General features: G+C 33.4%; 21 protein-coding genes and 1 pseudogene. 6 read left to right on the forward strand and 16 right to left on the reverse strand.

Annotation, left to right across the window (positions count from 1 at the left end; all coding sequences use genetic code 11):
• Position 1: 1 nt before the first annotated feature.
• Positions 2-739, reverse strand: a complete 738-nt coding sequence (locus CHB72_RS23020) for a sensor histidine kinase (RefSeq protein ID WP_278277898.1) — start codon at positions 737-739, stop codon at positions 2-4.
• On the opposite strand from CHB72_RS23020, the gene CHB72_RS23025 reads away from it, so the two are divergent.
• The 6 genes from CHB72_RS23025 to CHB72_RS28385 all read left to right on the forward strand — a co-directional run bounded on the left by CHB72_RS23025 (position 733) and on the right by CHB72_RS28385 (position 5240).
• Positions 733-1020 (forward strand): transposase, encoded by a 288-nt coding sequence (locus CHB72_RS23025; protein WP_089285217.1) that lies wholly within the window; start codon positions 733-735, stop codon positions 1018-1020. The two genes, CHB72_RS23020 and CHB72_RS23025, sit on opposite strands and share 7 nt — an antisense overlap.
• A gap of 2 nt (positions 1021-1022) precedes the next feature.
• Entirely contained in the window at positions 1023-1679 is a 657-nt protein-coding gene (locus CHB72_RS23030; protein WP_141131562.1) for an IS3 family transposase, read from the forward strand.
• Positions 1680-1722: 43 nt separating this feature from the next.
• Positions 1723-2922, forward strand: a complete 1200-nt coding sequence (locus CHB72_RS23035; RefSeq protein WP_089285219.1) for a tyrosine-type recombinase/integrase — start codon at positions 1723-1725, stop codon at positions 2920-2922.
• Positions 2919-3884, forward strand: coding sequence for a tyrosine-type recombinase/integrase (locus CHB72_RS23040; protein WP_176431565.1), 966 nt, complete (start codon positions 2919-2921; stop codon positions 3882-3884). Before CHB72_RS23035 ends, CHB72_RS23040 begins: the two co-directional genes overlap by 4 nt.
• Positions 3874-4899 carry a tyrosine-type recombinase/integrase gene (locus CHB72_RS23045; protein WP_089285221.1) on the forward strand — a complete coding sequence of 342 codons (1026 nt, stop codon included), beginning with the start codon at positions 3874-3876 and terminating at the stop codon, positions 4897-4899. The genes CHB72_RS23040 and CHB72_RS23045 overlap by 11 nt, the downstream gene beginning before the upstream one ends.
• A gap of 176 nt (positions 4900-5075) precedes the next feature.
• Positions 5076-5240, forward strand: coding sequence for an IS3 family transposase (locus CHB72_RS28385; RefSeq protein WP_408606588.1), 165 nt, complete (start codon positions 5076-5078; stop codon positions 5238-5240).
• Positions 5241-5686: 446 nt separating this feature from the next.
• Here the strand turns inward: CHB72_RS28385 and CHB72_RS23055 are convergent, their stop codons facing one another.
• The 15 genes and pseudogenes from CHB72_RS23055 to CHB72_RS23130 all read right to left on the reverse strand — a co-directional run bounded on the left by CHB72_RS23055 (position 5687) and on the right by CHB72_RS23130 (position 14877).
• On the reverse strand, positions 5687-5926 hold the full coding sequence (locus tag CHB72_RS23055) for a 3'-5' exonuclease family protein (RefSeq protein WP_089285223.1): 240 nt from the start codon (positions 5924-5926) through the stop codon (positions 5687-5689).
• Between the two features lie 31 nt (positions 5927-5957).
• On the reverse strand, positions 5958-6254 hold the full coding sequence (locus CHB72_RS23060; protein ID WP_089285224.1) for an exonuclease domain-containing protein: 297 nt from the start codon (positions 6252-6254) through the stop codon (positions 5958-5960).
• Positions 6255-6497: 243 nt separating this feature from the next.
• Positions 6498-6770: a hypothetical protein gene (locus tag CHB72_RS23065; RefSeq protein WP_089285225.1), complete on the reverse strand. Its 273-nt coding sequence runs from the start codon at positions 6768-6770 to the stop codon at positions 6498-6500.
• A gap of 9 nt (positions 6771-6779) precedes the next feature.
• Positions 6780-6959, reverse strand: coding sequence for an ABC transporter permease subunit (locus tag CHB72_RS23070; RefSeq protein ID WP_278277899.1), 180 nt, complete (start codon positions 6957-6959; stop codon positions 6780-6782).
• Positions 6960-7562: a hypothetical protein gene (locus CHB72_RS23075; RefSeq protein WP_089285227.1), complete on the reverse strand. Its 603-nt coding sequence runs from the start codon at positions 7560-7562 to the stop codon at positions 6960-6962.
• Entirely contained in the window at positions 7549-7851 is a 303-nt protein-coding gene (locus CHB72_RS23080; RefSeq protein WP_089285228.1) for an ABC transporter permease, read from the reverse strand. The genes CHB72_RS23075 and CHB72_RS23080 overlap by 14 nt, the downstream gene beginning before the upstream one ends.
• A 68-nt stretch (positions 7852-7919) precedes the next feature.
• Positions 7920-8630 carry a hypothetical protein gene (locus CHB72_RS23085; RefSeq protein WP_089285229.1) on the reverse strand — a complete coding sequence of 237 codons (711 nt, stop codon included), beginning with the start codon at positions 8628-8630 and terminating at the stop codon, positions 7920-7922.
• Between the two features lie 987 nt (positions 8631-9617).
• A complete protein-coding gene (locus CHB72_RS23090; protein WP_089285230.1) occupies positions 9618-10031 on the reverse strand; it encodes an SH3 domain-containing protein in 414 nt (137 codons plus the stop codon).
• 404 nt (positions 10032-10435) lie between these two features.
• Positions 10436-11364 (reverse strand): annotated as a pseudogene (locus CHB72_RS28390) (ISL3 family transposase).
• A complete protein-coding gene (locus CHB72_RS28395) occupies positions 11330-11521 on the reverse strand; it encodes a transposase family protein (RefSeq protein WP_089285233.1) in 192 nt (63 codons plus the stop codon). The pseudogene CHB72_RS28390 and the gene CHB72_RS28395 overlap by 35 nt, the downstream one beginning before the upstream one ends.
• Positions 11522-11714: 193 nt before the next feature.
• Positions 11715-11906: a hypothetical protein gene (locus tag CHB72_RS23110; RefSeq protein WP_089285234.1), complete on the reverse strand. Its 192-nt coding sequence runs from the start codon at positions 11904-11906 to the stop codon at positions 11715-11717.
• 91 nt (positions 11907-11997) lie between these two features.
• Positions 11998-12567, reverse strand: a complete 570-nt coding sequence (locus CHB72_RS23115; protein WP_242975248.1) for an accessory gene regulator ArgB-like protein — start codon at positions 12565-12567, stop codon at positions 11998-12000.
• A 5-nt stretch (positions 12568-12572) separates the two neighbouring features.
• A complete protein-coding gene (locus CHB72_RS23120) occupies positions 12573-12716 on the reverse strand; it encodes a cyclic lactone autoinducer peptide (protein ID WP_089285235.1) in 144 nt (47 codons plus the stop codon).
• A 141-nt stretch (positions 12717-12857) separates the two neighbouring features.
• Complete coding sequence (locus CHB72_RS23125) at positions 12858-14156, reverse strand: sensor histidine kinase (RefSeq protein WP_089285236.1); 1299 nt, start codon at positions 14154-14156, stop codon at positions 12858-12860.
• Positions 14146-14877, reverse strand: coding sequence for a LytR/AlgR family response regulator transcription factor (locus tag CHB72_RS23130; RefSeq protein WP_089285237.1), 732 nt, complete (start codon positions 14875-14877; stop codon positions 14146-14148). The genes CHB72_RS23125 and CHB72_RS23130 overlap by 11 nt, the downstream gene beginning before the upstream one ends.
• Positions 14878-15129 lie beyond the last annotated feature (252 nt).

Consider the following 15129-nt stretch of genomic DNA (forward strand, 5'->3'; position numbering starts at 1 on the left):
TTTAAATTTCAATTGTTACCATGCCACCACCTGTAGCAGGAGAATTTGCTACTACAAGAGTCCCACCATGTTGCTTTACAATGGAATCGGCAATGAATAGGCCCATTCCATAATGCAGTTTCGAACTGCGGCTGAAATCACTCTGATAGAACTGATTTATCGCGTTTTTCAAATCTTTAGGAGAAAATCCTTTTCCACTATCAGTAACAATGAATCTGATTTTATTGTCTTCCGCCGATACGGAAAACCAAATTGCCCCATGCTCCTTAGAATAATCTACTGCGTTCGATACGACGTTTATAATGGCTCTTTGCATTAAGGAAGCGTCAATGCCGATGATATCCGGTAGATCTTTCTCATCGAATTCTGTTTTTAATTGTTTCACGGAGGCAAGAGCATTTATTTGCGTATACAGGTTATTTAAAAATGTTCTCATATTGACATCCTTCAACTGAAGTGAATAACCAGCTTCCGCTTTGGATATATCAATAAGCATTTGAACGTATTGTTCCATCTGGTCAGCGTTCTTCAGGATATAGCAGGTATGCTCTTTCTGTTCCTCCGTTTGTTCCGTATCGCATAGCATTTCCGCATTACCACGGACAACTGTAAGAGGGGTTTTTAGATCATGCGCCAATGCGGAAATCTGTGTTTTCTTCGTCTGTGCCTCATACCAAGTTTGACGGACACAGAATCGTGATTGTATAATTGAATCATGAAAGGGTGTTGAAAATGTCAAGCAATAACAATAGGTACGATGATGAATTTAAAGCTAGTGCTGTAAAAATGGTGGTAGAAAAAGGTCGCCCAATTAGTGCTGTAGCAAAGGATTTAGGAGTATTAGAACCTGCCCTTAGAAGATGGGTAAAAGCAAGTACTGAGCCCGAAGATGCTGCTTCCAAGAAGTTAGCTGAACTAGAAGCTGAAAATAAAAAACTAAAGAAAGAACTAGATGATGCTAAGGACACAGTTGAAGTGCTAAAAAAGTCAGTAGCCATTTTCATAAAACCACAGAAGTAACAATTACCACTAAATATGAATTGATTAAAATAAATGCTTCTGGACATTCTGTGGAGAAAATGTGCAATTTACTAGAAGTGTCCCGAAGCGGCTATTATGACTGGGTTGATAGACCTTCATCCCAAAGAAAAATAAAACATCATAGAATACTTAAAGAAATCAAAAGAATCCACAGTAAGCATCCAGTATGGGGCGTTGATCCAATTTGGGCTGAGGTAAAAGAAATAATTTCCTGCAGCCGAAACACAGTATATAGCATAATGAAGAAAAATGGCATAAAATCAAAACGTAAAGCAAAATGGAAAGCAACTACCAACAGCAATCATAATCTTGCAGTAGCACCAAATCTATTAGAACAAAACTTTAATATAAATATCCCTAATACCGTTTGGGTAGGAGATATTACCTACCACTGGACAGATGAAGGCTGGCTATATACAGCCATTGTTAAGGATCTATGTACCAAGGATGTAGTAGGTTATGCCATGGGCGACAGAATGACCAAGGAGCTAGTTATAAAAGCGATGAAAATGGCACTTAAGAGAGAAAGACCATCACCTGGGCTAATATTTCATTCAGACTATACCGAAGAAAAAACTATGCCGAAAAATCTTCCGATCTCACTTGATGTTAGCTATAATACATTTTCTTCGACATAGTATTTTATAATTGAAGTACCAAATATAAAGGAGGTACTTCAAAATGAACATTGACATAATCTGCAACGTATTATTGGATGCATTAACCGAAGTTGGGTATCATGAGCACACTATCTTTAATTACAAAGGTGTGATTCGTCGATTTAAAGCCTTCTGTGAAGAAAAAGGCATCACAGAATATAATCCTGACTTTGGTCAAACCTATGCTGACGATGTGATCAGCACAAAAACCGGTAAGTTTAGCAAGAACAGATATCACTCGCAAAGTCGTTTTATTCGCTTGCTAAACTCGTATTACAATACCGGAGCTTTTGATTTTACCATGCTTAAGCGAGGTAAAGTACAACCTACTAATGATAATCACAAAAAGATTTATCGTGATTATGGCATTTTCTTGCGAAACAGGTATGAAAACGAAAACACTGTGCATTTTTATGAGTATGAGTTCTACTACCTTCTTCAATATCTGAATGAGATTCAGATTTATGAAATCGATAAACTGTCGCTAATGATTGTTATAGGATACCTAAAAGCTATTAAACAATGTCGGCAGCGTGCAGCACTTTGTGGGCTAAGGTTATTTTTTAAATACATTAATCGTGATGATCTTTACGCCGCCATAGAAGGTATTCATTCATATAGAGCCAAAAGGATCATACCTACTTTAACTGATGAAGAGCAGCAACAAATCAAGGGTACCATCGAATCGGGTAATGTTACTCACAGGGATGCTGCGATTGTTTTACTGGGATTATCAACCGGAATCAGAGCCTGTGATTTAATCAATTTAAAGCTTTCTGATATTGATTGGATTAATGAAACGATATCCTTTAAGCAGAGTAAAACAGGCAATACTTTTTGCCTTCCACTGACTACATTGGTTGGTAATGCTATAGCTAATTACCTTTCTGAAGAAAGGCCAAAAGCTAATAATGATTTTTTATTTGTAAGACAATTGGCTCCATTTGATTCTTTATCAGATCATGCATCCTGTTATGCTGTTGTGGAGCGAGTTTTCAACCGTGCAGGGATAAACAAAGATAATCGCATCTTTGGGATGCATATGCTTCGTCATAATGCTGCCTCAACAATGGTAAAAAACGAAGTTCCAATAGCTACTATTGCAGCAATACTTGGTCATGCAAATACTGATACTACTGACATTTATATAACGACAGATGAATTTAGACTTAAGGAATGTGTTCTTCCTATGGTTGGCATCTCTACGGAGGTGAATCCATGAGCATATTTATAAGTAATCTTGCACCAAGTCTAGATGATTTCATATCCTTTAAGAATGCTTTGGGTATTGAATACAAAACTGCTAAAGTATACCTTCGTCAGCTTGATATATATAACTTTGAGCATGGTAACTTTATTTCTCTCACAAAAGAGGTTGCAGAAGGTTGGGCTATTCAACATGCTAGTAAATCAATTACTCATGACAGAAGTTGGGTTCCTCCTATCAGAGAATTCGGGCGTTATCTAAGAAGCATTAGCGATAACACCGCATATGTATTAGATAATCGGTTTACTATCCAACACTATCATGCTGAAGTGTATCTTATGACAGATAACGAGATTCAAACCTTTTTCAAGGAATGTGATTCGTATGTCCTAAAGCAAAAACTGTTGGGAAGACCCTATGTATTTCCCGCTCTATACAGATTTCTATACTGTTGTGGAGCACGATGCGCTGAAGCAAGAAATCTGAAATGTAAAGATGTTCATCTGGATAAAGGATATGTTGATATCCTGCAGACTAAAACACATAGAGATCGTCGTTTGTTTCTATCCGATGAATTGGTTACATATTTTAAAAAATACAATAAAGCAATAGATAAATGCTTTCCTAACAGGGAATACTTCTTTCCCGGTGGACATGGTGGCATATGCTCTTCGACTGCATTATCGGCTAATTTTAGGAACATCTGGCTGGCTTCTGGCTTAAAACGTGATGGTAAGGTAAAGCCAAGAGCCTATGATTTTAGACATCATTTCGCCTGTGCTAATATAATGCGCTGGTCCATTGAAGGCAAAAATGTACATGCAATGCTGCCTTATTTAATGAGATATATGGGGCACACCTCTTTGGAAAGCACCTATTACTATATCCACCTTATACCTGATTACTTTCCAAAGTATTCCATCCTTACAGCCTCGATGGAGGACTTGATTCCGGAGGTTGAAGAGTATGAAGTATAAGCGTAAAAAAGATAGTAATTTTTGGATACTTGCCCGTATATACTTGCATGACTACATGCCTGTAGTAAGAAATCTATCGGATAAATCAGTAGAAACCTATAAGCAGTCTTTAAAAACGTATTTAAGGTTTCTGGAAGAGTTAAAATCATTATCAAATGAAGCAGTCACGTTCGATGCCTTTTCCAGGAATAATGTTAAGGATTATATTTCTTGGCTTAAAGAGCAAGATTATTCGTCTAAAAGCATAAATCTTAAACTTACTGCAATACGCTCTTTCCTAAATTATTGTAGCGAAGAAGATTTTGAACTAAGGGGCATATATACAGAGGTCTGTTCTGTTAAAAAACTGAAGGAAGAGAAAAAGCCCATACAGTATTTACAAGCAACTGCGACATCGGCAATCTTATCGGCTTATGACACAAAAACAGGCAAGCATAGAAGAAATCGTATGTTGCTGATTCTTCTGTATGACACCGGCGCCAGAGTACAGGAATTATCGGATTTAAATTTCTCTTCGTTACATTTAGATGTGAAAAATCCTTATATTACCTTGGTAGGTAAAGGACGAAAAAGCAGAAATGTTCCTTTAATGTCCAAAACAGTAAAGCACCTGGAAGTATATTTAAAAGAATTTCATTCTACAGGCAATGAGACTCCTCTATTCTATAGCTTATTAGATGGTAAGCCTCATAGATTATCGACTGACAGCATAAGTTTGGTATTAAAAACAGCTGCTGATATAGCACGCCAAAACTGCAATGATGTTCCTGATAACGTGCATTGTCATCTGATTAGAAAAACCAAGGCAATGGATCTATATAAAAATGGTGTGCCATTACCCTTCATTATGCAATTGTTAGGACACGAAAGTATGTCTACCACCTCCGGCTTTTATGCATTTGCAACGCTTGAAATGATGAGTGAAGCGATGAATAAAGCAGCTCAAAAGTTCGGAGATACCGATAAAATATGGAAGCGCGAAACAGCTAGAAAAGCTATTTACTCTCTGGATTAGGTGTAAAAACTATGCCGAAGAAAATGTAATATCATAATCAACCACAATAGCTAATATAAAACTTCGGCATAGTTATTTTTTCGGTATAGTCTGAATTATACCGAATTCAGCATAATTCAGATAGGGGAAGTCAATATTGTTCAAATGATTTTAAAGACCTATTAAAATCCAGTCATATAAACCAAAGTATGAGTCGTAAGGGTAATCCCTACGATAATGCCTGTGCAGAAAACTTTTTTAGCTGTTTAAAGTGTGAATGGACTAATTTTTATTCCTTTAGAACTAGAGAATCTGCTAAACAAGCCATATTTGAATATATAGAAGTCTATTATAACCGCTAAAGGCGACATGCAGCCTTAGGTTGGATACCTCCTGCTGCCTATAAGAAGATGTGGTATTCAGATCTTGCAGCGTAAATACAGGCTTTGGAATGATTGCTTAGTGCTAAAACAACTTGAATTTCTTGTTATGTCAAGGGCGGCACAGCCGTTTATTTCATCCTTGATATTACTAGAAATTTAAGTATACTACTTAAAGCAATATTCCAAAAACAGAAATATCAGAAGCAAATTCTAGGAATTTGATTTAATATTAAGATATGCTCACGAAACGGTGTCCGAAAAAGCGAGAATGGCTCAATAGGGCAAATATTCTTTTTGTAACCATCTAGTTCATTCCTCCTTCTGTTACTAGTGTGTCACAATCCTTAGAATTTAATTATGACTTTATCTTTAGGGTATAAGACCTTCCACCCGATTCCCCGATGTTCAGCTTTAGCTGGAGGAGTTCACTTTTTTAATTCTTTTAGTATTTTAGCGGTATAAATAGCATCACTTAGGGCTTGATGAAATTTATGTTCCATATCTATATTGAAAAGCTCTACTGCATTTTTTAATCCTATCTGCCTCCCCTTCGGAAGCTCCAAATAATTCATGCAGATTTTTTGTATATCACAGTATTTTTTTATCCAGTGGGTATTGATATTAAAAAAACTGCAATTTCGTTTTAGCTCATTGATATCATCCACGCCCCAAGATCATAGAATAAAATCATCATTGTCAATCCCACTCTATAAAGAGTCTAACCGCCTCTTCTATAGGTATTCCGCCCTCCAAATCTTCAATGGTAATATGGGTCTTCTTCTTTACCTTTGGATGAAGCTTTTTATATAATTTTGGTCTAACATAGGTTTTGAAGGTATCTTCGATTTCAAACCTAGCGTTTGTTTTAACCCCACCTATTTCAATAATTTCCTGCGGACATTCAGGAATTGTGTTACCCTTTGCTAATTGATTGGTCTTTCTGTTAATCTTAAAGGGACTATTGAATTCTAAATCAAATATAATATATTTCATATCATCAATCCACCTATTATACGAATATTTGCTTTACCTATACTAGCTTTTTTATTTTTACAGGTTTTTATTCTTTAAATCAAGGTGATGCTTTAGCAAATTATCATTATTCTTAACTCTATTATCATAGTACACCTTTTCAAAAAGTCAAAACACCAAAAGCTTTATGCTTTTGGTGTCACTGGAGGGGATAGTAGGATTCAGATTTATAAAAACTGCATATTATACTACTGTACTTTAATTTTATACATTTGTATCGGCCTTAACTACTGTCCTTCTTGATTTTTCATGTTTCATATTCATCATTAAAGCAAAGATAATAGTCCCATAGGCTATAAAGCTCCTGAAGTATTCACCTAGAGCAGGATTTTTAAATAAATTCTGTCCAGCGAGAGGAGATACTATAAATAAAGTATGAAAAAGAATTAATCCAATGAAAGCATTTTTTATTGTTGCTTTTTTAAAAGTTGCCCCACCAGCCAAAAGTGCAGCTGCTGAAAAAATATCTAAATTCAAATGGCCTGATTAAACATTTATAATACCTAAGTCTTGGATAAACATAAGATGAGCTAAAGCGGCTAAAACAGTAGAAACTACAATAGATATTTTCCTAGTTTTATCAACATCTATGCCTAATTTTTCTGATATTACCAAATTTTCACCCACCGCCTTCATGTGATAGCCTACTTTGGAAACAGATATCAATTAAACAATGAAAGCAAGTATACATACGACAATAATAGGTAAAAGTGATCCCGTGGTGTCTCCTATCTTAATAGGCATTATTTCTGCAAAAAGTGTCTTGAAATTCCCGCAATCTAACATGCTTTTTACTCCGATTCCCCTTGTAAGTAGGATATCTTCATTAAAAGGAGTAATTACAGTACCGTAGCCCACCATAAATATAAGTTGGTATAAATTGGTGCCCAAAAATCCAATAACTATACTGGCAATCATCTCCTTTCCCTTTGCCTTATTTAATAAAACCCCAACAATATTACCAAATATAATTGCCAGTCCAATGCTTATAACTGTAGACAATAAAAGGGCGCTTCCTCCTGGTAATCCCATGTCAATGACGATTACTAGGCCGATCTGTGCTGCTATAGCTCCAATTGTAATAGCAAAATTAATCCCCATACCTGAAATAATAGGAATGATTAAAGCCAGTAAAAATATTGCATTCCGAACAAATCTAGAATAAAGCTGCCCTAATATAAAATCCATGCTTACATTCGCTGCTAAAATGCCAAATATAGAAAGGATTAAAAAGAAAAAAGGTACATAAAAGGATTTATACTTGTTCATTTTTCTTTAACACCCCCTCATATAAAAACGCATAAAGTATAATGCTGTTGGTTACAATCATTCTGATAACCTCTGACATTTCAGGAATAAGCAAAGCATTTGCAACAGGCACTGATAATAAGAAGGTTGTTTGATAAAGATATGCACCTACTAAGGCATGAAATATCGTTGCCTTTTTTCTGGTGGCTCCCCCAATCAAGATTGCGGATACAGCAGGAAAGGCCATCATAAATGGTCCATTATATAGTTCAACAAAACCATGAAAGCGTTCCTGTTGCAATAACATCATAGGTTGGTTTAGTTCAAATAATTTAAGCCTGACCCCTTTCCTTCTGAAATGTCGATCCTATAGTACAATTACTCTAAAATTTTATAAGAGTATTTTTCTATTGTTTTTTCTACACTTTCCAAATCTTTAAAAACATAAATTGATTGAATTTTAAGACTCGGATATCCAAGCTCTAATTGATAGAGGTTACCATCTTCCCCTTTAAATATACTACAAACACTTTTCCCGCTTTTTTTACTTATAGGAGACATTGGTATATATGTTTTTAGATGGTTCATTCTTGTCTCTAATTTTTCTTCAAGTATTTTTTCTGATGTCTCTATATATTTTGTTTTTTCAGTAACAGTTATTCCTTCTGATAGTTTTTCTTCCTCTTTTAGTTGTGAATGATAAACTTCTATCCCATATGGAGAATCCGAGTCTTTATACACTTCTACAAAAAATATCATATAAGGAATTTGCTTGCTATCTAATTCTTTTATATCTTCGGGCTCAAAAATTATACTCCAATGAGGAGTAATGTATTCAATTTTATCAATATATTGTGAACTAATTTTATATGTTGATAAGTCTAAAATGTCAAACCATTTTCTTATATCATTTGCTGCAATTTGTATAACATCTTCTTCACTAAGTTCTTTTCTTTCGATTATCTTGTTTTCGATTATCTTATTATTTGATTTTGAAGATTGAATAGCCAAAATGTATGAATATGTAGCCAAAAAAATAATCGATATAGTTAAAAATAGAATAATTATATTATTTTTAGTTAGTTTCATGAGAACCTCCTTCTATTTCATCTTTCTATTATGCGTTTATGAAACGCCATAATCTGCATTATTAGGAGGCTTTTTTTAGCATAAAAAAATAACCCCTCGCCAGATGATACTTACTATTCCACTTTGTATGTGATAAACTATTACTATCCATTTTGGATGACCCTCCTTTTGATTTAGAATTGGCTGGCGAAACCTATTCTTTTTTCTAAAAGAAGGTTTTTTTCCTACTCAACGCCAAAGCTCTTCAAAACTCACTAGCTTAGCTAGTGGTTTTCTTTATACAACAATTTAAGTCTTTTTAAAAAAGCCTTAAACCTTGATGATTCTTATAATCCATATAAAGCAGCCTATGGCTCCATGCCTTCCCATGCAGCTACTAATCCTCAAGTCAAGCAGCTTTTCAAATATTTAATTGCCCCTCCTTATCATGAAAACTGTAGATAATAACCCTTAAAGTTGTGGGGGAATAGCCTTTGCCAACTAACTCATAGGTTCTACCACCAGCTATAAGACTTCTCATATCAAAATCGACAATGACAGGTTGTGAGTTTAATAAAGCTAAGACATTTTTTTGTGAAGGAGTTGTGATGAATAAACTCTAGTTGATTTATATTAGTCTCAATAAATCTGTTCAGGAAACGGTTAATATGAGATTGATGAGGAAATTTCCTCATCAATCTAAGCAGAAGTATTCGCCACTTTATTTTCATCTAGTTTGAATAGTCTACTTTTCATAGGTGTGATACCGCCTTTCGTAGGATTTTTTGGGTATAAAAAATACTTCTATGGGCGGTTATTCTCACCTTTAGTTGTCTTTTGGTAATACTTCCACGGTAAAGTTAGGAAGATGCTATAGTTTTGTTTGTACAAAATCTAGATAAATAAATAATCTAGTGTTGTTTGTACAAAGTCTAGGCATCTATAATTTATTCTATAAAATAACCTTAGTATGTACCAATAGTATTGTTTGCTTTTATTGCTATTATCCTAATTGCTCTCTCTAATCATATCAGTCCTAACATATCCAGCTCCGCATGCTGGGCCAGTAACATAAAGCCAATAATATCCTTTTCCATCTGACACTCCATAATCTCTAGAGTATACGTAGTCTCCTTTGTTTACGTGCCCAATACTCGTATAGTTCATTCCCGGGCCAGTTCTTACATTAACTCCATTATATAAAACGATGTATCTGTATGTTGCAGTAGGTTTGATTTCTGAGTTGGTTTCGTGATTATCGCTTATTGGTACAGGACTAACTGTATTCGCTTCGTTATCCTCAACCATTGATAAATTTTCAGATATTTCTAGTGTTTGCTGTAAATCAACAGTTTCAGCGAAAGCAACATTGGTTAACATAAGTATTGCCAAAATTAAAGCAGTTCCAAACATTTTTTTCATTATTATTCTCCTCTCTTTCACGCTAAAAATGGTAAAAATTTTGGTTTTAAAGAATGTTTCTTTTTACTATTCCCATTGGAATCTCCCCCTTTCATTTAATATAACTTGAGTCGCACAAAAATTAAGTAACAACCCTTAACACCTTGAACAACTCATTTATAGTAATGTTATTTACTGCCTATGATATATAAATTTAATGGTTCAACGATAAATTTTGTGGTGTGACATACACCTATCCTGTCAATTCATAATTTACAGGAAAATATTCATATTTTTAGAAACATTAAATTTGCTATAATGGATGTATTTTCCTAAAAATTATCTTTATTGAAATAAAGTAATTATACAAATCATAATGGTTACACTTGTCTTATTACATCTTTAAATATTAAAAAATTTGAAACTTAGGCACACTGAAGTTCGTATTTAACTCTGACTTCCCAATTATTACGGTTACGATAGCCGTAGGCTCTACGTTTAATATTTTTAACCTTGTGGTTATTTCCTTCTGTAGTACCATTGGATATAGGATAATTGTAATAATTTAAAATGTACTCCATCCAGTTATCAAGGGTTTTTACAAATTTGTTAAGTTCTGGGATACCACATTCCTCCACTAGACCTTTGTAATAGTCCAGGAATGATGCAGCGGCCTCCCTAGTTGTAAGGCTAAAGAATGTGCTAAATTCCTCTTTAAGATAATGTAGTTCCTCTAGTTTGGAATATTTTGCAAAAGCATTCAGTAGGTTGTTGTATTCTTGATGGCTTACATCATCTACATGCTTTATTATCGCCCAACGAATTTTAAAAACTTCGTCCTTGTTGCCATACTTTCGAATATGATTTTGAATATGCTTTCTTCCTTCATCTATACAATTATCAAGATGCGAGAGATATGAAATCGATCTATAACAGGCATGGCATTGGGAAGGCATTCTAATACTGCAAGGCAATAACTCTTCCTCATATCCATTGAAATTGCTTCAATACCTGCTTTTACATCTTCCTTTTTCCTACCGAATAATATAGCAACTACCCCTCCGGTTCCTTGGTTATAAATGATGGTATCATAGTTATGCCCCTTCTTAGAGGCGATATCATCAATACCTAAGAGTCTTAGTGGTTCTGGAGTATATGAGTTAATGGCTTTCTTTGCATAATGGTTATAAATCCTTTGACATGTTCCTTCGCCAACATCACTGGCGTTTTTGATGGTATTTTTATGGCCTAGTTTAAAAACATATTCTTCATAAGCAATAGTGTAGCGTTGATACCGTCTGAAAAATGAAAAATGCTCATCAAAAGGGCTTTTCAGGAGAACAACTACATACATAACGCTTTTTCTCAAGTATGATAACAGTATCCATTGCCCATATTGGTAAGTGTTGATAGGACTGATACCTTCTATCATGTACAGTATAAGTGATATCCACAATGAGGACATTTAGTAAAATTAAATGCAGATTTTGCAAAAACTTCAAATGTGCCATTATTTACATTGGTATAAATTATCTCTAAGCCTTGCAATCCAATTAGATTTGGGATAATATTATTATCGATATTCATTCCGATACACCTCCTGATTTGATTGTGTTGGCGCATTTGATAATACAGGATGTATCGGATTTTTTGTACCCTATTTACCAGTTATTTGGCAATGTAGATTATGGAAATATTATTGTTTCACAAAATATGCGGTTGAACCTTTACTAAATCTAAACTAGAAATTGCCACAGCTTCTTTAAACTTTGGGTGTTTGGACAGAATTTCTGCTACATCAAGATTACCTTTTTCTAAGTGGTTGATATATTCATATTTATCAGCACACAATATTGGCGTTCTCATAATTACAACATCATCCACCGTATATTTCATATTAACCTCCATTGTATTATATAGATAACATGAGTTATGAAAATATTGTTTATAAAAATACTTAATATTTCTCTCAGTCTTTATACAATTTTTATAAAAAATGTTTGTTTTTTATCTTTCCGATGATTAGCATAACACTCAATGCAAACATTGAAATGGATATACATATCGAAACCTCACTCAGCCCTAGTCCCATCATCAAAACCAAAGTGCTCAATTCCACTGATAGAATTATGCTTGTCCATTTTTTATATATTACTATTTCTCTTTGATTTAGAGGCTTATTTTTATCCTCCACTGGGGCAAGAGCATTAATAGTTATTCCTGCAAATAATGCAAGCCCAATAACATTATAATCAGTCTGTGGTATATATTTTATTGATGATAGTACAGATATGATTAATACTATAGAGAGAAAATAACACCTTGTCTGCGTTTTAGCATGATAACCTCCTGCAAATGAGCGTAATGGAAAATAGGTAATCATAAACAATATGCATTGCCAGACCGTCTTGTGCAAAACGCCTATTACTACTATCGTAAGTATATTAGTGATAATTAGTAATCCTTGTTGCAATCCATATATATATAATTCTCTTTCTTCAGCTCTTATCGTTTTATTAGCGATAAGTTTGTCAGTATACTTATCCAATAAATTCATAGTTATTAAAATTTTCGGTATTTTTCTGCACCTTTTGGCAGTTTAGGTTGATGGATCAAGCATATACACGTTGTATTTACATTCATGGTTGTTATCATCAAAGCAAGACCTGCAATAACAGCACTCAACTTCATTATTATTTTTTTCATTCTTAATACCTCTCAAATATTTTTTCATTGCCTATTTGACACTACCTAATTTTTGATTGTTTTTATGATACAATAAAAAATACCCCTCGTGGGGTATGTTGGAAAAACTTATGCATGTTTTGGGTAAAATTTACAGTTTTTTTAAATATTATTGACAGGGTTATATATAAGTACACCCACATAGAATTTTTCATCAAGATGGCTAACATTCATTGTTCCATTATATTTATTAATGACTCTTTTGACACTTTTTAAACCTAATCCGTGGTTTTCTTTGTCTTTGTGAGTTGTTTTAAGCTTATTATCTTCATAAAGTAGCTTTCCATCAAATGAGTTTGAAATGTTTATATAAAGCACATTTCTATCTAGATTAATAGAAACTTTGACTACTCTTTCTTTTTCTAGTTTTGATGCTGCTTCTATCGCATTATCAAGCAAATTGCCTAGAACAACACTAAAATCAAAAGGCTCAATATATAACTTTTCAGGAATATTTACCTTTGTATCTACTTTTATATTTCTTTTTTGAGCTTCATATATTTTATAATTCAATACGCTATCTACTTCTGTATTGCCGGATTTTACATATTCATTACCGTACTTTATAAAATCCAAAATACTTTGCATATACTGCAAAGCTTCTAAGTTATCTTTTTTTTCTATCAACGTCTGCAATACTGTCATATGATTTCTTAGATCATGTCTAAGAATTTTAATACTTTCTTGAGATTTATTTATTATTTCTAATTGTTTGATATAAGCATTATTCTGTTGCTGCAATAACTCTTTTTCTATTCTTCCGTGGTAAGATTTTATCAAAGCATCATATAAATAGAATATGAACACATTAATAATGAACAGTATAGAAATACTTATTAAAATTAACATCAATCTATATTGTGTTCTTATAGTAATCATCATAAAGGTTGAAGTCAAAGTTCCTAGGGGTATTAAAATTATTGCAATCCAATGCATAAAAGAAATATTAATCTCATTTCTTATCATTTTAAAGTTTGAAAGAGCAAGCATAATAATATATGAAATTACTTTAGTACTAATTAAAGCAATGATTAATTCCATATCAATACTATATGTAAAACGATTTAGATTAAGAAACTTTAAACCTAATACCACTAATGCTTCAACAGATACCAGTATTGCATAAATATAAACTGTTGCAGCTAGTTTTGACTTCAGTGTAGATGAATAGTTCAATGTTAGCAGAAAGAACAAGACAAGATTTGAGAGCAGGTTAAAGACTGGACTGTTAAACATTATATATATTGTGCCTATAGCCAAGTAATACATTATATAAGATATGATTTCGATTCTTTTGTTAGCTTCATCTGTATCAAAGAAAAAAGCCATAAATTTAAAGATTGTATAAGTTCCGAAGGTATTAGACATCAAATAAATTATATCATAGCTATTAAACATCATTTTTTACCTCCTGCTGCCTCATCTTCAGAAGCATATTTCGTACCATTTTTCTATTTTGCTGACTTATTGACAGTACATCATTGTTTGACATTCTTAGCTTATCATACTGTGCCTCAACTACATGGGCATAATTAACCAAATATGACTTATGTATGGGTATGAAAGGCACTCCTTTAAGCTGTTTTTCAATTATTGATAATCTGCTGTAAAACTCCTTTGCTTCATCTGCCATAATAATAATAATTTTCTTGGCATTGCTCTGAAAATATAAAATATTTTTTATTGGTATCCTATAATAGGATCGTTTGTTTTGAAATTCAAAGACTTCATTATATTTCTGTATAAGCCTTATAGCAGTACTAAACACTTCGTGAATTTTTTCATATTTAAGAGGCTTAATCAGAAAACTCAGCGGTCTTATATTAAATAATTCCATGGCATAACTATCTTTTCCTGATATAAAAACAATGTGGGTTGTTTCATTAGCCATTTGCTCTCTTATAATTCTTCCTACCTGAACACCATTCATGGTTATTAACTCAATGTCCAAAAAAATCATGTCAAAGTACATACTATCATATAACGCTTGACATAATTTTTCACCAGAATAGAATACCTCAACTTCAATTTTTACAGAAAAAGTTCGACTAATACGTTCCAATACAATTTCCATATATTCACAGATTTCCTTTTCATCATCACAAACAGCAATGTGCAACATAACAATCCCCCTTCTCAGCTAAATTCTTAAGCAAATAATTTAACTCGTTGTGTAGCATAATAAATTTTTTGTAAAGAATATGAATAACATGATGCGATAGAGCCACCGTTCCGATATTTAGATATACTTATTTTCTAAAAATATCATTGCAAAGCATTTGTAAGCGTCAACTCCAACCCACATTTTAATCAGCTCAAGATCATGAGATAATTTTCCCAAAGGAGGATGATTATCATGAGTAAAGAAGAAACT

It is taken from the genome of Anaerovirgula multivorans, from assembly GCF_900188145.1.
Taxonomy (GTDB): domain Bacteria; phylum Bacillota; class Clostridia; order Peptostreptococcales; family Natronincolaceae; genus Anaerovirgula; species Anaerovirgula multivorans.